The 17,166-nt window shown below is 46.0% G+C and carries 17 protein-coding genes; 13 read left to right on the top strand and 4 right to left on the bottom strand.

Translation table 11 applies throughout. The features are described from left to right. Together RMO79_RS04230 and RMO79_RS04225 are read right to left on the bottom strand one after the other, a co-directional pair. Positions 1-1,368: type IIL restriction-modification enzyme MmeI (locus RMO79_RS04230; RefSeq protein WP_396136514.1), on the bottom strand; the 1,368-nt coding region annotated here is incomplete at its 3' end. Between the two features lie 9 nt (positions 1,369-1,377). Then, a complete protein-coding gene (locus RMO79_RS04225; RefSeq protein WP_310481822.1) occupies positions 1,378-3,141 on the bottom strand; it encodes a type IIL restriction-modification enzyme MmeI in 1,764 nt (587 codons plus the stop codon). Between the two features lie 330 nt (positions 3,142-3,471). Between RMO79_RS04225 and RMO79_RS04220 the strand changes: the two genes are divergently transcribed. The 7 genes from RMO79_RS04220 (at position 3,472) to nrdR (ending at position 9,552) form a co-directional block, all read left to right on the top strand. Beyond that, positions 3,472-3,834 (top strand): hypothetical protein, encoded by a 363-nt coding sequence (locus tag RMO79_RS04220; protein WP_310481821.1) that lies wholly within the window; start codon positions 3,472-3,474, stop codon positions 3,832-3,834. Next, complete coding sequence (locus RMO79_RS04215) at positions 3,831-4,016, top strand: HNH endonuclease signature motif containing protein (protein WP_310481820.1); 186 nt, start codon at positions 3,831-3,833, stop codon at positions 4,014-4,016. Before RMO79_RS04220 ends, RMO79_RS04215 begins: the two co-directional genes overlap by 4 nt. Positions 4,017-4,274: 258 nt before the next feature. Further along, complete coding sequence (gene recJ, locus RMO79_RS04210) at positions 4,275-6,248, top strand: single-stranded-DNA-specific exonuclease RecJ (protein WP_310481819.1); 1,974 nt, start codon at positions 4,275-4,277, stop codon at positions 6,246-6,248. Between the two features lie 151 nt (positions 6,249-6,399). Continuing rightward, entirely contained in the window at positions 6,400-6,822 is a 423-nt protein-coding gene (locus RMO79_RS04205; protein ID WP_310481823.1) for a GNAT family N-acetyltransferase, read from the top strand. Positions 6,823-7,112: 290 nt separating this feature from the next. After that, positions 7,113-8,648, top strand: coding sequence for a photosystem II chlorophyll-binding protein CP47 (psbB, locus tag RMO79_RS04200; protein WP_310481818.1), 1,536 nt, complete (start codon positions 7,113-7,115; stop codon positions 8,646-8,648). A 104-nt stretch (positions 8,649-8,752) separates the two neighbouring features. After that, entirely contained in the window at positions 8,753-8,854 is a 102-nt protein-coding gene (locus RMO79_RS04195) for a photosystem II reaction center protein T (protein WP_310481817.1), read from the top strand. Between the two features lie 194 nt (positions 8,855-9,048). Then, a complete protein-coding gene (gene nrdR / locus RMO79_RS04190) occupies positions 9,049-9,552 on the top strand; it encodes a transcriptional regulator NrdR (protein ID WP_310481816.1) in 504 nt (167 codons plus the stop codon). Here nrdR and RMO79_RS04185 read toward each other — a convergent pair. Then, the gene (locus tag RMO79_RS04185) at positions 9,525-10,154 is read right to left on the bottom strand and encodes a TetR/AcrR family transcriptional regulator (protein WP_310481815.1); all 630 of its coding nucleotides are present in this window, start codon (positions 10,152-10,154) and stop codon (positions 9,525-9,527) included. The two genes, nrdR and RMO79_RS04185, sit on opposite strands and share 28 nt — an antisense overlap. A 92-nt stretch (positions 10,155-10,246) precedes the next feature. Here RMO79_RS04185 and RMO79_RS04180 point away from each other — a divergent pair, with 92 nt between their 5' ends. The 6 genes from RMO79_RS04180 (at position 10,247) to mtnA (ending at position 14,735) form a co-directional block, all read left to right on the top strand. Continuing rightward, on the top strand, positions 10,247-10,825 hold the full coding sequence (locus RMO79_RS04180) for a class I SAM-dependent methyltransferase (RefSeq protein ID WP_310481814.1): 579 nt from the start codon (positions 10,247-10,249) through the stop codon (positions 10,823-10,825). Positions 10,826-10,854: 29 nt separating this feature from the next. Beyond that, positions 10,855-11,244 carry a (2Fe-2S) ferredoxin domain-containing protein gene (locus tag RMO79_RS04175; protein ID WP_310481813.1) on the top strand — a complete coding sequence of 130 codons (390 nt, stop codon included), beginning with the start codon at positions 10,855-10,857 and terminating at the stop codon, positions 11,242-11,244. Between the two features lie 104 nt (positions 11,245-11,348). Continuing rightward, positions 11,349-11,831, top strand: a complete 483-nt coding sequence (locus RMO79_RS04170) for an SRPBCC family protein (protein ID WP_310481812.1) — start codon at positions 11,349-11,351, stop codon at positions 11,829-11,831. A 53-nt stretch (positions 11,832-11,884) separates the two neighbouring features. Continuing rightward, on the top strand, positions 11,885-13,270 hold the full coding sequence (locus tag RMO79_RS04165) for a protein kinase domain-containing protein (protein WP_310481811.1): 1,386 nt from the start codon (positions 11,885-11,887) through the stop codon (positions 13,268-13,270). Between the two features lie 143 nt (positions 13,271-13,413). After that, positions 13,414-13,587 (top strand): hypothetical protein, encoded by a 174-nt coding sequence (locus RMO79_RS04160; RefSeq protein ID WP_310481810.1) that lies wholly within the window; start codon positions 13,414-13,416, stop codon positions 13,585-13,587. Between the two features lie 104 nt (positions 13,588-13,691). Continuing rightward, entirely contained in the window at positions 13,692-14,735 is a 1,044-nt protein-coding gene (gene mtnA, locus RMO79_RS04155) for an S-methyl-5-thioribose-1-phosphate isomerase (protein WP_310481809.1), read from the top strand. A gap of 166 nt (positions 14,736-14,901) precedes the next feature. Here mtnA and RMO79_RS04150 read toward each other — a convergent pair whose 3' ends face one another. Continuing rightward, positions 14,902-16,761: an NB-ARC domain-containing protein gene (locus RMO79_RS04150; protein WP_310481808.1), complete on the bottom strand. Its 1,860-nt coding sequence runs from the start codon at positions 16,759-16,761 to the stop codon at positions 14,902-14,904. Positions 16,762-17,166 lie beyond the last annotated feature (405 nt).

The raw sequence follows: 17,166 nt of genomic DNA, 5'->3' as shown, positions 1-17,166 counted from the left end.
GAGGGTGGAGACGAGGGCGCGATTGTTGTATGCTCGATCGATATCGGTAAATGGTTCGCCAGCGCGGAGTTTTTCGAGCAGGTTGTACATTCCGGTGATGGTAATGTCGGGATGGGCGGCTTGAACTTGTTTGCGATGGCTATCTAATCGATCGCCCAATTCTCGAATCTTTTGCTTTTGTTCTGGGGTAGGATCTGGAAATGGGAAGCGATCGAAACAAAAATTCTTTGGATAAACTGGTGTTATTCCTCGCTTTGCCGCACAAGATAATGCCCATGCGACGTGTACTTTACTCGACAAAACACCTATGACATAGCTATCTTCAGATCCAATAACAACCAATTTATGCTCTGGTTTACAGTCACTATCTAGAAATACGAATACACGATGCTTTGATGTTTCAGATGTAACGATAAATCGTTTCAAACCGCTGATTGATTCTCTGGTTTTTTCATTGCTGCGACGAAATAGCCACCAGTATTTTCTCAGCTTTGGATCTCTATTTACTTGTCTTTCTGCATAAACAAAATCTCTTAGATGCTGATAGATTGCAGGATAAGATGAAGCCAAATTCTCTTCTGTTAATCCATGAGTATCTATGACAAATAGATCTCTACTTCTTTCAGAAATATCATCGCCATTGAAAAGAAGATTTATAATTGATTTTGAGCTTGGCTGATTTATCGTAAAGTTATTAAGCTGTTCTCTATTTATCACAAAACCTCTGTTACCCAACAGTAGCCCAGTTCCGGCTATTCCGTAGTTTGATTGCAAAGAAGTAGAGGAGGTAATGTTAGTACCAATCCGTAAATCTTCATAGATTGTCCCAATTTGTCTTGTAAAATTGACATGTATTTCCTCTGAATCACAATTTTGTTCGGAGATAAGAGAGACTAAAGTTCCAGTCTTAATGCCTAGTTCGCAGGCTGTCATAGCGATTCTTACCGATGCAGCATCACTTGATTCAATCCAAGGATGATCTGGAATAACGAATATTAAACTAACAGAGTTTGTGCTGTTAATTGCATTAGATACAACGCGACGATTAGAAGATTGGCTAATACTATTACTTGTAATCAATCCAAACCTTTTAACCTGGTTGTTTGCTACAAGTATTGCGGCTTTATGCCACCAATACATTACGAAATCTGCACCATCAGGAACTTGATTTTTATAAGCATCACGAAATGCTTCTATATATCCATCTCCCAGTCTTTCTACGAGAAAGAGTTTTCCCGGAAAAGGCGGATTTGAGACGATATAATCTGCCTCTGGCCATTCCGCAGCCCGCGCATTAAGATACTTGTAAATAATGACTCGATCGAGCGGATCTGGCACATCCTCACCCGTTACTGGATGCTTCATCATTCTGCCACCTCAACGAGATCGCACCTCACCCGTTTTCGCGTCTAGATCCGGCTCCCGCCCGTCGTAAGCCAACACCGCATCCCGACATTCGATATTCCCAAACGCTTGGAGTACAGGTTCCGGCGGTGCTGCATTGCCATACCGCTTAAAATACCATTGGAGATACCCGATCCAGATTACCAGCTCCGCGATCGCCGCCGCACGCGGATTGATTTCGATGCCCAAAAACTGGGCTGGATTCACCTGTTCCAACACATTTAACTGGACATTTCCCGCCACATCTACCAGCCGTGCAATGGCTTCTTGCTCCAACCCCTTCAATAAATCCAGCGTCACGTATAAGAAATTCCCCGTACCGCAAGCCGGATCTAAAATCCGCACCTGACGTAATTGGGTCAAAAACTGCCCGATCTCCTGCTCCGCCTTCTTCTGCTGCAACCCCGTCGGTTCCTTCCCTTCTGGCGTGGCTAAAATCCGCCGTAATTCCAACTCCACCTCATCCCACTGTTGGCGCAACGGTTCCATCACCACCGGACGCACCAACCGCTCCACATACGATCGCGGTGTATAATGTGCCCCTAAGCGACTGCGTTCCTTCTTCTCCAACGCCCGCTCTAATAACGTCCCAAAAATCGCTGGCTCTACCTGACTCCAATCCTTCGCCGCCGCTGCATATAAGACTTCCAACTGTTCCTTGGGCAAGTCAAACGCCGTCGCATCCTCAAAGAAGCTACCATTAAACCGCAAAATTCGCTCGAAGCCGAAGGTACCACCCGTATTCATCGTTTGCCAGAGCTGTTCGATTTCCGGCTTAAATGTGTGCGGATTGGGTATCCATCGATCGCGTAATGCCTTGGTAAACACCTCCCCTTTGAGTAATTCCACATCCTCGGCAAACATCGTAAAAATACACCGCATCAAAAAGTTTGCCACCTCATGCGCCGAAACTGGTTCGGCACCGCCGTCGATACCGCCGTCGATACCGCCGTCGATTGAAATCGAGGCTGGTGTTGCAAAGTCCGCCTGCGCGGACTGAGATCTAGAGTCCGCCTTTGCCGATTTTGCACTACTTTTAGTCCGCGTAGGCGGACTTTGCATCATGAGCGGCGGTTTCAACCGCACGCTCACCAACTCGGATTGAGCATTCTCCTCCAACCACCGCGACAACTTCGCCAATTCCGCCGCCACTTCTCGCGTTACCCGCGCCCGATATTTCTCAGGATTCAGCGATTGCGGCTCGACAAACATCGCCACAAACCTGTCGAATATTTCCGGCTGTGCCAAATCCTTGAGATTTATCGTCTGACGCGCCCCATAACTCCCATACGCACCACTAAACCCCGCCCACACCTCAAAATGCGAACCAATATCGCAAGTCATCAAAAACGGCGGTAACGAAGGCAACATCCGGTTATAAGCATAAGACTTCGCCTGGTTAAACGCCTTCTGCATCTCATCCCGATAGCCCTTCGTTCCCCGCTTGCCGTGTCCCTTACTCGAATTGGTACTCCCCTGCTTTGCCTCAATCAGGAAGTGCCCCTCTTTATAAAAGTCCGCAAATCGCGTCGTCTCAGCCTTCTCACTGAAAAACTTGATGTTTTTGTCAAAACAATAGCGATCGCCTGCCTCGCTGCCTTTTGGGGGCGGTGCTGGCACATTTAGAGCCACGCACAAATCGCCAAAAAAGGTTTGATAATTCGCCCGTTCGTTCCCTTCTGAACCCAACCACTTAGTCAGGAAATCTTCAACTCGTTTACTTTCTGCTGCATTCATGCAAGTATGAACCTATCGATCGGGGGTCTAGCTGAGATATCTTACCGCTAAGTAACTTACAATGAAAGCATTCTGGCTTATTAGAGGATACCTGAAAAAGTTTTTTGATGTGGATCGTAGATCCAAATCCCCCTAAATCCCCCTTTTCAAGGGGGACTTCCGGATCCGGTTCCCCCCTTTTCAAGGGGGGCTAGGGGGGATTTCTAGGGGTTATGCTTGAAAAAAATTGACTTTTCTCAGATGTTTTTTCGATCGTTAGTAAAACAGTGTTGAAGCCTTAGGCAATTGCGTATCTACAACTGTCAAAGTATCTATCTAATCAAAGTTGCCATGCAAGTTACATTCGATTTGCCAGATGAAGTTGCGACTGAGATCCAACCATTTGCAGATAAACTGCCTCAAATCCTGGAGTTGGGTTTGCGAGAATTGAAGGCGATCTCTCAAGCAGGATTTTCTAGGATACCTGAAGTTCTAGAATTTCTGGCAAGTCTCCCGCCAAATGAAGCCATTATTGCTCTGCGTCCCTCAGAAGCCCTGCAAGAGCGGATTAGTACTTTACTAGAAAAAAATCGAACGACAGGCTTAACTCCAGCAGAAGAACAGTTATGGCAAGGGTATCAGTATCTAGAACATATTGTCAGAATGGCAAAGGCTAGAGCTTTATTAAAGCTCAAGGAATCCCAGTCCGAATGAGTACAACCTATATTTCTGTCGCTCTAAGAAAACAAGTTTATGAACGAGCAAACGGTTGTTGTGAATATTGTCTGATTCCTGATGTAGCTAGTTTTTCAGCTCATGAGATCGACCATATTATTGCTGAAAAACACGATGGACGGACTGAATCTGAAAATTTGGCTCTATCCTGTAATCTGTGAAACAAATATAAAGGTAGCGATCTTGCTTCTGTAGATCCAGAAACAGAAAAAATTGTCCCATTATATCATCCTCGCCAAAATCTCTGGCGCGAACATTTTCGACTGAGTGGGGGTGAATTTATGCCTTTAAGCCCCGTCGGTCGGGTTACAATTCGGTTGTTGCAGTTAAACCGTCGCGACCGAGTTGAAGAACGTCAGCTTTTAATCCAAGCTGGAATACTTGAGCCATAAACTCGCCCCTTTTTTACTTATTTACCCATGCTTCCTCAACACCGCTGGCAAATAGCACCGAGTAACTTATCACAGGCTGCAACATTAGCGGCGGGAATTGTGCTGACACCTGGAGAGCCGACATCACAATTACTCGCACAGGTGCTGATGAATCGGGGCATCGAGACGCTCGAACAGGCGGAGTTATTCATTCACCCAGAAACAGCGGAATTACCCTCGCCGTTGACTGAATTTCCCGATCTTGAGCTAAGTTTAGATATCCTGGTAAACGCGATCGAGCATAAGTCTAAAATCGCGATTTGTGGGGACTATGATGCCGATGGGATGACTAGTACTGCATTACTGTTGCGTGCGCTCTCGGCTTTGGGTGCGGATGTAGACTATGCGATTCCCAGTCGGATGTCGGATGGGTACGGGATTAACAAGCGGATTGTGGAGGAATTTCACGCTGAAGGTGTCAAGTTAATTATCACGGTAGATAATGGCATTTCGGCAGTTGCGGCGATCGCCAGAGCGGTAGAATTGGGCTTGGAGGTAATTATTACCGATCACCACGATTTACCGCAGGTATTACCGCCAGCACAGGCGATTCTAAATCCGAAACTAATTGCCGAATCTTCGGTTTATCGCGCGATCGCGGGTGTGGGTGTCGCTTATCTGTTAGCTTTAGAATTAGCTAATAGACTCGATAAACCATCTTTGAGCAATGAGTTATTAGAATTATTTACATTGGGTACGATCGCCGATTTAGCACCATTAACGGGCATCAATCGTCGCTTAGTCAAGCAGGGTTTACAATTATTACCTAACTCGCAAGTTACGGGAATTCAAGCCTTAATTGAAATGTCCGGTACCCAATGCGGTACGGTAGCTAAAAATACTGCCATGAAACCTGAAGATATCGGGTTTAGATTAGGCCCTAGAATTAATGCGATCGGTAGAATTGACGACCCGCAGATTATTATTAATTTGCTGACAACTAACGATATGGGTGTCGCTCTAGCTAGGGCGATTCAGTGCGAACAGGTGAACAAACAACGCCAAGACATGTGTGCGCGGATCGAACAAGAAGCGATCGATCTCATCGAGCATGGCAACTATCACATCAAACAAAATCGTGTTTTAGTTATCGTCCATCCTGGTTGGCATCATGGTGTAATTGGCATTGTCGCTTCGCGGTTAGTCGAACGCTATGGCGTACCAGTATTTATCGGGACGAATGAAGACGAACATCACATCCGAGGATCGGCACGCAGTATTCCTGAATTTAATGTGTTTGATGCCCTAAACTACTGTCACGATCTGCTGGGTAAATACGGCGGACATCGGGCGGCGGGTGGCTTTTCGATGCCGACAGAAAATCTAGCACAATTTCAACAGCAGCTCAGTGAATTCGCCCATAAGTGCCTAGAAATAGAGCATCTCAAACATTTAGTCAAAATCGATGCCGGGGCAGATTTAGCGGCGATTAACATGTCGTTGTACGAACAAATCGATGCGATTCATCCTTGTGGAATGGAGAATCCCGATCCGGTATTTTGGACGGCAAATGTCCGGGTCATCGAACAAAAAATCGTCGGCAAAGGGCATCTGAAATTTACTGTCGATACGCCAGAATTTCCTAAAGGAATTAAAGCGATCGCGTGGCGATTTGGTGATTATTTCCCGCTGCCTAAATATTTGGATATTGCTTATAAGCTTAAAGAGAATAACTGGAAAGATTCGAGATCGATCGAACTCGAAGTAATTAGCGTTCGCTTGCCAGTAACCGCACAGACTTATAAGTTTAATTATCAAGAACGCGATTATAATTGCAGTATGTCTGAAAACAAAGAACGCCTAATAATTGTCAACGATCGGGGTCAACTTCTGGTAGTAGATAAAGGTCAGAAAGTAGCCGAATTAGTCATTAGTGTCGGATCGATTCAAACTATCGATATTACCAAGGCTTATTATTTCGATTTGATCCAAACGGCAGTGCGAGTAGTACAAAATCATTAAAATGGCATCGATCGAGATCCGCGCTTTGAGGCTGCATCGCTCGATTTGCAAATCCCAGACATAAAGACATAATTTGTCGATTTTGAACATCGATCGCGACCGGATAAAAGTTAACATCGATCGTGAGTTATTAGAGAAAATCGATCCACAGATGAAAGCTCAAGCCATCCGGTTTTGCGATCGCCGCGCAGACATAGATCTGCATCAACTTCAAGCATTATTAACTAAAAGTGCCTTTTGGGCGGCCGATCGTCAGATCGAAGATCTCAAAATTGCTGTCGATCGCAGCGAACCTGTAGTATCGGCTTGGGATGAAGATAAGTTAATCGGGTTTGCTAGAGCCATTTCAGATGGCGTATATCGTGCGACAATTTTCGACGTAGTAGTTGACTGCGATTATCAACGACTGGGTTTAGGACGGAAATTGGTAGAAACCATTCTCGCGCATCCTTGTATGCAGCGAGTCGAACGCATTTATTTGACTACCACTCACCAACAAAGTTTCTACGAACGCTTAGGCTTTGTCGTCAATAGCAGTACGACGATGGTGTTGAGTACGGCTAGGGTTGATTGAAGGGAGACGAGGGGACGAGGGGAGTAAAATTTCCTAAAGCCTAAAGCCTAAAGCCTAATCATTAACTTTTGTAAACATTCTGAGGATAAAACTCGATCGAATGGGAATCGCAGAAATAGCTAGAACGACTATGAATCAAGTTGTGTAGAGGTTTCAGGCGATCGACAGATGGAGATAAATAACAGCGAGATTGCCTTGCCTCGAAGGTAGGAAGCGGATAACATAATGCATGAGATTATTTAAAAAATAAGAATTTTCGTAGACACCTATTTTAAGGAGGATTGTAGTCGATGGGACTACCCTGGTATCGCGTGCACACAGTCGTCCTGAACGATCCGGGTCGGCTGATCTCAGTGCATCTAATGCATACAGCTTTAGTTGCTGGTTGGTCTGGTTCGATGGCTCTATTTGAACTATCAAACTTCGACCCTAGCGACGCAGTTTTTAACCCCATGTGGCGACAAGGCATGTTTGTCATGCCCTTCATGGCACGTCTGGGCATCACCAAATCTTGGGGTGGCTGGAGTATCGTCCCAGGTGAATCAGCGGCTGACGTTGGTTTCTGGTCTTTTGAAGGTGTAGCTACAGCTCACATTATTTTGTCTGGGATGCTGATGCTAGCATCGATCTGGCACTGGGTGTACTGGGACTTGGAACTGTTTACAGATCCTCGGACTGGCGAACCCGCGCTAGATTTACCCAAAATGTTTGGGATTCACTTGTTCTTATCTGGTTTGCTCTGCTTCGGATTCGGAGCGTTCCACCTAACGGGTCTATTTGGCCCAGGAATGTGGGTGACAGATCCATTTGGCATTACGGGACATGTAGCTCCAGTTGCACCAGAATGGGGGCCATCTGGTTTCAATCCGTTCAATCCTGGTGGCGTAGTCGCGCACCATATTGCAGCGGGTACAGTCGGAATTATTGCGGGGTTATTCCACCTCACGGTTCGTCCGCCAGAGCGGCTTTACAAAGCTTTGCGGATGGGGAATATCGAAACCGTACTTTCTTCGAGTATTGCCGCAGTATTCTTCGCAGCTTTCATCGTTGCTGGAACCATGTGGTATGGAAATGCTACAACACCGATCGAGCTATTCGGCCCCACGCGCTATCAGTGGGATAGCGGTTATTTCCAACAGGAAATTCAACGTCGCGTTCAGACTAGCATCGAAGATGGTAAAACTGAAACCCAAGCTTGGCAGGCAATTCCTGACAGACTGGCATTCTATGACTATGTAGGTAATAGTCCGGCTAAAGGCGGTCTATTCCGCACTGGGCCGATGAATAAAGGCGATGGTATCGTTCAAGGTTGGCAAGGACATCCAGTATTCAAAGACTCCGAAGGTCGCGTCCTGAGCGTTCGTCGCCTCCCGAACTTCTTTGAAAGTTTCCCTGTCATCTTAACTGACTCTGAAGGTGTGGTTCGTGCAGACGTACCGTTCCGTCGGGCAGAATCGAGATACAGCTTCGAGCAAGCTGGCATCACTGCTAGTTTCTACGGTGGCGCGCTCAATGGTCAAACATTTACCGATGCAACCCAAGTCAAGCAGTTTGCACGCAAAGCTCAAGGTGGCGAAATCTTTGAATTCGATCGCGAAAAACTTGGTTCTGACGGTGTATTCCGTACTAGTCCTCGCGGTTGGTTTACTTTCGGTCACGCTGTCTTCGCACTATTCTTCTTCTTCGGTCATCTCTGGCACGGCGCGCGGACAATCTACCGCGACGTATTTGCTGGTGTAGAAGCAGATTTAGAAGAGCAAGTCGAGTGGGGACTGTTCCAGAAATTGGGCGACCCAACTACGCGTACGCGTAGAAAAGAAGCCTAATCTTTTAGGAGTTGGGGTGGAAGCTGCGATTTTATCCGTTACTCCACCCCGATTTCCTGGCTGTTTGTTAAACTAAAATTAATCCCATAGGATTGGAACGCAAGATGGAAGCAACTATTTATATTTTGGTCACCACGCTGGCTTTAGGTACGGTATTCTTCGCAATCGCTTTTCGCGAACCAGCGAAAATCCCTCGTAAAAAGTAAACGACAATTCAGTTTAGTCACGATCTGAGCTAATCTAGAGAAATCTCTAAGTTAGCTCAGATTTTGCTTTTTAGGCTTTAGGCTTTAGGCTTTAGGCTTTAGGCTTTAGGCTTTAGGCTTTAGGCTTTAGGCAATTAAATAGTCTCCCCATCTCCCCATCTCCCCGCTCCCCGCTCCCAACTCCCCGCTCCCCAATGCAATGTTCCTACTGCCAATATACAGATAGTCGGGTCTTAGAATCTCGATCGACAGAAGCCGGACAGAGTATTCGTAGACGGCGGGAATGTTTGCGGTGTAAACATCGGTTTACCACTTACGAACGGTTAGAATTCGTACCAGTTACCGTCATTAAACAAGATGCGCGGCGGGAATATTTCGATCGATCTAAACTCCTGCGGGGGATAATTCACGCCTGTCAGAAAACCGGACTCACTCCCGATACCCTGGAATCGATCGTAGACGATCTCGAAGCTCAACTGCAAGCGCGTACCGTTAGAGAGGTGACAACGGCGGAAATAGGCGAACTGGTACTGCTCGAATTGCGTCCATTGAGTGAAGTCGCTTACGTGCGATTTGCGTCTGTCTACCGTCAATTTCAAGGGATTCGCGACTTTGTAGATACACTAGATCGGTTGAATGAAACGAGAAGTCAGGATGCGGATGTAGATAGTCAAGCAACTGGATCGTTTGTGAGGTAAGACAGTAATAGATTAGAGACTTCGCGTTCAAACTGACTATCGCTGACAAAATTAGGATGTTCGATGACGGCGGCATGACACAGCGCATCAACAGTCCGACTCAGAATAAATACCGTCAGATTGATGTTTTGCGGACTAATCTTATCCCGCCAGCGTTCGAGATACGCGCCTAAAAGTTGGGCGATCCGTTCGTCCGCTCGGTTCATTTGTGGCGATCTTTCAGAGCGGGGAATTTCTTCACTTAATACTTGATGCAACCGGGGATTAATTGCATGAGCGGCAACCACTACCGTGACGATTTCAGGAATTACTATTTCTAATGGTGAGTCAAATAAGCAATTGAGTTTTGTCTCAATTAACTCTACCATTTCTCGTGCATGTTGCTCCATTAAAGCAGTCATCAGGGATTCTTTGTTGGGGAAGTATTGATATAGGGAGCCGATACTAATCCCCGCTCGTTCGGCGATCCGGTTAGTATTTGCTTTATCGTAGCCTTCCTCCACCAAAATGCGAGTAGTTGCCTCTAAAATCGCTTCAACGGTAACTCTCGATCGATCTTGTTTTGGCAGTTTGCGGGGCGTTGTCGGTGGTTTTCGTGGCATTAGCACACCTAAATAGAAAGCGAGTTGGCAACATGAGTATTTGCTCGTATTATAGTGCTAATTGCCAATTTAATCGCCTCGAAATTCCGGCTATGAACGACCTGCACCATCTCAACGAGCCAAAATCGATAAAAGCGATCGATACCGACAGTCGCGCTGCTGGTTTCACCATGCCATCCGAGCCGCTGACATGTGCCTTTTTACGTACTTTATCAGCATCGAAACCAAGTGGCAAATTCCTCGAACTTGGTTCGGGTACGGGTTTATCTACCGCCTGGATTCTGGATGGAATGGATGCAAATTCACACTTGACGACGATCGATAACGATGCAAATTGGCTAGAGATTCTTAATAAATATCTAGGTAAAGATCCGCGACTGACAGTAATTTGTGGCGATGGCGATGAATTTTTACGATCGGTAACCGGACAACAATTCGACTTTATTTTTGCCGATGCTTGGTCGGGAAAATATCAATGTTTGGATGAAGCATTAGATTTACTCAAGCCTGGTGGTATCTACGCGATCGATGATATGCTACCCCAACCAAATTGGCCGGAAGGACATGCCAAAAAAGTAGAAAAGCTAATTTTTACACTCGAACAACGTAGCGATCTGCGGATTATTAAAATGTCTTGGGCGAGTGGAGTAATTATCGGGACTAAAATCTAATTACATTTAATTTAATCGATCGAGACATCATGAATTCATCTAAATATCGAGTATTTGTTTGTACGAGACAGCGTGGCGATTTAAATACCCCCGAAAGCTGTTGTTTTAATTGTGGTGGTGTAGAAATATATAAATCTTTTGTCGATGAGATCGATCGACAACAATTAGCAGATCGAGTCGAAATTCGGCAGTCGGGATGTTTGGATCGATGTGAAGCTGGGACGGTTGTTGCCGTTTATCGTGCTCATATGCCAGATTTTGCTTGGCTACCAGATCAAATTCAACGTAAAGTCAGAAAAATATTATTTCCCAATCGCCATTTATACGGTCATCTGACTCAGGCAGATATTCCCGCGATCGTCGAAAGTCATTTCATTGATGGAAAACCGCTAAAACGCTGCCAGATTACTAGTAATTAATCGAAAGGATCGACAAATTCAGTGCAGCGATCGTCAGAAAGTAGCTGGAGCGGGTAGGCAGTTTTCATCAACTAGAATTCAGGTACTTTCTAGCCAATCGATCGATGATTTCATCAGTAGTCAGTATTCAAGTTTCAGTAAGTGCGATCGAGGCTTTTTGTCATGTTGTCCCGATCGAGGTAAGATCGATCTTTAAAGGTTATGGTTTATTGCCCGCAGTGATTCGCACAGAGGCTCAAACTGGCAATTGGGACGCAATCGGACAGACGCGCATAGTTCATTTGTCTGATGGTAGCTACGCTCAAGAACGCCTGACACAGTATCATCAGCCGCACTATTTCGCCTATGTCGTCAGCGATTTCTCTGGTGCTTTGGGCTTTTTAATCTCATCAGCAACCGGGGAATGGTGGTTCGATCGCGATGCTGCGGCGGATCGCACGCTGATTCGCTGGAAGTACACATTTATGCCGAGATCTTGGTTTGCAGTTCCGCTGTTGTGGATCGTTAATAAATTTTTGTGGGCGGGATATATGCGATCGATCGTGTCAAATGTCCAAACACAGCTTGATGCTCGGTCGATTGATTAAATTTTGGGCGATCGATGGGTATATTAGAGATAGCGTGTGACGATCGGAACCCTATGCAAAATTCAGCAGCAGAATTTATCGGACAAGTTTTATGCGATCGTTACCAGATCGAAAAGCAGTTAGGGCAAAAGACTGGTAGACGCACATTTTTAGCGATCGATCTTCAGACAGAATTACCCGTCGTTATTAAACTACTGATATTTAATAACGAGTTTATTTGGGACGATCTTAAATTATTCGAGCGCGAAGCCGAAACACTCAAGCATCTCGATCTCCCCGCCATTCCCCGCTATTTAGACTATTTTGAATTTGACTTACCCAAATTAAAAGGGTTTGCGCTCGTGCAAACTTATATCGATGCACCATCGCTCGAAGAAGTCGTCAGTTCCGGTAGACGGTTTACCGAGAGCGATTTACAAGAATTTGCAACATCCGTACTCGATATTCTCGATTACTTGCACTCGCTTCAACCGCCAGTAATTCATCGCGATCTCAAACCCAGTAATATCCTCCTTGCCAATCGTTCGGGCAACAGTATCGGCGAAGTATATCTCGTCGATTTTGGTTCGGTACAGAACGTTGCAGCCAAGGATGGGGGGACGATGACGGTGGTGGGAACCTATGGTTATATGCCGATGGAACAATTCGGCGGTAAAACGGTGCCAGCTTCCGATCTTTATAGTTTGGGTGCGACTTTAATTTACACGATTTCAGGTACCCATCCCGCCGATTTACCCCAAGATGATGGCAAAATTCAGTTACCAGTTAATAATCTCAGCAAAGGCTGGCGGCGGTGGTTGGAAACGATAACTGAAGTCAGTCTCAAAAAACGTTTTCCTGATGTTAGTACGGCAAAATTAGCTCTAGCACGATTAGATGAAAGCGATAGTATCGTCAGAGAAAAGCCTTATGGTAGTAAGATAGTTTTAAATAAACAAGCCGATGCGATCGAGATTTTCATTCCCGATCGACGTTTTCCGATCCAGTGGAGAGTTGCGTTTATTGTCAGCTTATTTATTTTGCCAATTCAATTCACATTGACAGTATTGTTTGGCTTCTATATTTTCATTAGTATTCCGCTGACCATTTTGTCACCACAATTGTTAGCTTTTGCGCTAGTTATCTATAACTTCATTTACTATTTTTTCGGTAAATTGCATTTGAAAATAACTAAGAATCGCATTAGTTTTCATAAAAGAATTGGTATTTTTCAATTTGGACGGCAGACACCTACCAGTCCTTATTTGAATATCGATCGGCTCGTCTATCGTCTGAAATCTCAACTACAAGGTGAAAAAAAAGCACTCTTTACAACAACAAAAGAGATAGTTATACATGCTGGCGTGAGAGAATATCGGATTCACAGCAACAGCGAGGCTGAATGTGAATGGTTGCTGGCAGAATTAAGTGAGTATTTAGATTTACCAGTGAATAGATAACTTATGAAAACAACCGACAATATTGTTTTGATAACAGGCGGTACTTCTGGAATTGGATTGGCTCTAGCAAAAAGATTTCTCGATCTAGACAATATAGTACTGTCAAAGTATTTGAGATAATTCCACCGATTGTCGATACACCCATGACAGCAGGGCGCGGACGTGGGAAGATTTCACCAGAGGCTTTAGTTGCTGAATTTTTGACTAATTTCGAGCGAGATCGCTATGAAATACAGATTGGTAAAACAAAATTATTAGTCATCCTCGATCGAATTATGCCAACACTTGCGGAACGGTTTATTCGTTTGGGGCTTTAAACCATACTATGTCCCCGACTTCTTGCAAGAAGTCGGGGATATGTCGTAACTGGATGATAAAATTTGGGTTTAGACTACTCGATCGCGCTCTAACGAATTAATCTATGAATACCCCAGTTTATCCCGTGCGTTGGCAAAACGATCGCGTGTTATTAATCGATCAGAACCGTCTACCAAATGAGTATACATACGTCGAGATCGATCTGGTGGAAGATATGGCACGCGCCATTTCGACGATGATCGTTAGGGGTGCGCCAGCGATTGGCGTGGCGGCGGCTTATGGGATGTATTTGGGTGCCAAAGAGATTACCACCACAGATCGAGATGAATTTTTGACACAGTTGGTGACAATTGGCAAAACGCTTAGAGCGACGCGCCCGACGGCGGTAAACTTGTTTTGGGCGATCGATCGGATGGAGGCGACAGCGCGCAATTGTGCGGGGACTGTGGCAGAAATTATCCCGCAATTATTAGTTGCCGCGCAGCAGATTAATGCCGATGATATCGCAACTTGTCAGGCGATCGGCGCGCATGGCTTGAAAGTTTTACCCAGCAGCCCAGATAAGCTATGTTTGCTCACGCATTGTAATGCGGGTGCCCTAGCAACGGCTGGCTACGGCACGGCACTTGGGGTAGTACGTTCGGCTTGGACGCAGGGACGGTTGGCGCGGATCTATGCCGATGAGACGCGCCCGCGTTTGCAGGGTGCCAGACTGACTAGTTGGGAATGCGTGCAGGAGGGAATCCCCGTGACGGTGATTGCTGATAGTATGGCGGCACACTGTATGAAGCAGGGCTTAATCGATGCGGTGGTAGTAGGAGCCGATCGGATTGCTGCTAATGGCGATGCTGCGAATAAAATTGGTACCTATAGTCTCGCCTTGGTAGCTAAAGCGCATAATATCCCGTTTTTTGTCGCCGCACCGCGATCGACGATCGATTTTAGCCTTCATGATGGGAGTGGGATTCCGATCGAAGAACGTCATCCCTCCGAACTTTACCAGATTGGCGATACGATCGTCTGTCCCCCCGGCGTGGAGTTCTACAACCCCGCTTTCGATGTCACCCCAGCTCATTTAATTCAGGCAATTATTACCGAATTCGGCGCATTTCCACCGACCGAAATTATCGACCTTAAAAATAGATAATTAACATCTTGCATCAAAACATAGTTATCTGGGCTGTAGGTGGCTGAAAACACCCAATTGGTATGTCTAACCAAAGACTGAAGACAATGACTTTCTAAGGTCAATTTAGCGGTATCTGCCAGCAATCCCGGTAGGTCGTAGATGCTGGTTTGACAATCATCCCCACTCACGACAAATTGGCGACCGGATCGGCTGAATTTAATACCTCTAATCGATCTGGTGCCAATTCAATGGCTAAATTGAGCACATTTCCCGCTAAATAACCCGCAGGAATCGGGACGATCGTTTTCCATGCAGTCAAAATATCCTCGAAATGTCGGCTGAGACGATCGCGATCTTTCCAGACGGCTAGCAACCGATCGAGAATCGGTCGTAAAACATACTGAATCTGCGTTTGGCGGAGATAATCTTTCGTCTGTGCCAAGACGATCGCATAGGTATTGAGATGACAAAACCGTTGGCGAAGATCGTCGGGTAGATCGAGCGACAGCTCTGCGGCAAGTTCGCTGACAAACAGATCGATCGAGCGGCTCGTTACATAAGCCATCGTCACTGGTTGAATCGACCAACTCCGATCGCCACAAGCAATGATACAACGTCGGGATAAAGATTGCAGCGCGTTAATCACCTCCCCTGGAGCACGATCGTTGAGGACTAAATTCGATCGCAATTGCGATCCCGTCACTGACTCGCGTTCGATCGCCAACCAGTATACCAATTGCTGCTCTAAGTCGGAGAGGCGATTGAATTGCCGTTCGAGAATATCATCGATATTCCGAAATTTGAGCTGACCTTGCTTCATTAGCGGATACAGCTCCAACATTTTTTCACCACCCCCAGTCATTTCCACGGCGGTAATCGTCGCAATTTTCAGCGCGAGCGGATTGCCCCCATAGTGCGCGTGGACTTCTTGCCACATCTGCTCTGGCAAATGCGGACAGCCAAAAGCTTGAATCAACTGATGTCCGGCAGCCAGAGCGATCCCATCGATCGTCATCGATCGGACCAATTTAGGGTTGACGATCTGCGATCGGGCGATCGTATGCGGTTTTTCTCGACTGGTGAGCATCGCACAACTTTGATGCGGGAGTTCGCCCAGTGCCCTCAATAATCGATCGTATCCCTCATAACCTGGTAAATATTGCCCGCATTGGACTCGATCGGCAAGAATCGATTCGACATTATCCAACACGATCAGACACCGCTGAGATCTCAACGCAGCAATTAATAACTCGATCTGCCCCTCTAACGACTCTGGTAGATCTAATAGCGGTGCTAGACTCAAACATTGCAGCAAATCCACACATAATTCCGATACTGGCGGTAAATTTACTAACGATCTCCAGACCTTGCGCTGAAAATAGCCCTCCAGTTGCCGCACGATTTCTCTTGCTAGTGTCGTTTTGCCCATGCCACCCATACCAATCGTCAAGATCAGCCGACAGCGATCGTCCAAACACCAGTGAGTGAGAGTAGCGATTTCCTCCGTCCGCCCGTAAAATCGATCGGGTAGGTCGATAGTAGCTGCCGATGGGAGATCCTGCCCGATCGCAAAAGCGATCTGACGATCGGCTCGATCTCCGCTAGATAACGGCACATCGGACTGTTGTGTATACCATAACAGTACTGCTGCCAAACTATTTTTGGTGACTTTTTGCCCCAACCGCTGCGTCAGACTCTGCCACAACTGCGCGCCAGTCTCGCGGATATAGCCGATCTGATACCCTCCGGCTGCCCGCCTCAGTCCCGATCGCACCTCATCTTCATCTTGACTATGCAGCCGTTCTTGAAACGCATCGGCTCTAGTTGCTGCGGCAATTTTTTGATAAGTATCACCTGCAATGACCCCCCGCACGATCTGGATCTGGACTAAATTTAAAGACTTGGGAGCCAAAAGTGTTTCAATTATCGCGATCGCTCGATCGGCATCCATATTTAAATCTAGCAGGGAGTTGGAAGCTGAGGAAAATCTGGGGTGTGGGAAATTTGGGGAATTTGAGAAATAACTGCTCAAACCAGATTGCATCTGGATTTTTAGCCGATCGGTTCTTTTTCGATCTTACCTTCTAACCTACTTTTTCCATACTTTTATACTAATTAACTAGCTATTGGATAGGTTAAAGTGTGGCTACAGAGTGTTTGTGTGTTCAACTTTTGATTTCTTTGGTTCGACTTCCTTAACTGAAGCTATTCTCCAAACAAATCAGCCTCAAGTCCGATCGATCTTCATCATCATCGATAGATCGATCGAACTTGAGGGTTTTTTTTATGGGGGAGCGGGGAGCGGGGAGCGGGGAGCGGGGAGCGGGGAGCGGGGAGTAAGAAGTAAGAAGTAAGAAGTAAGAAGTAAGAAGTAAGAAGTAAGAAGTAAGAAGTAAGAAGTAAGAAGTAAGAAGTAAGAAGTAAGAAGTAAGAAGTAAGAAGTAAGAAG

The sequence above is a fragment of the Chamaesiphon sp. VAR_48_metabat_403 genome, assembly GCF_031422475.1.
Lineage (GTDB): Bacteria > Cyanobacteriota > Cyanobacteriia > Cyanobacteriales > Chamaesiphonaceae > Chamaesiphon.
The sequence above is the reverse complement of the archived record's forward strand: the minus strand, read 5'-3'. Positions and strand labels throughout refer to the sequence as shown.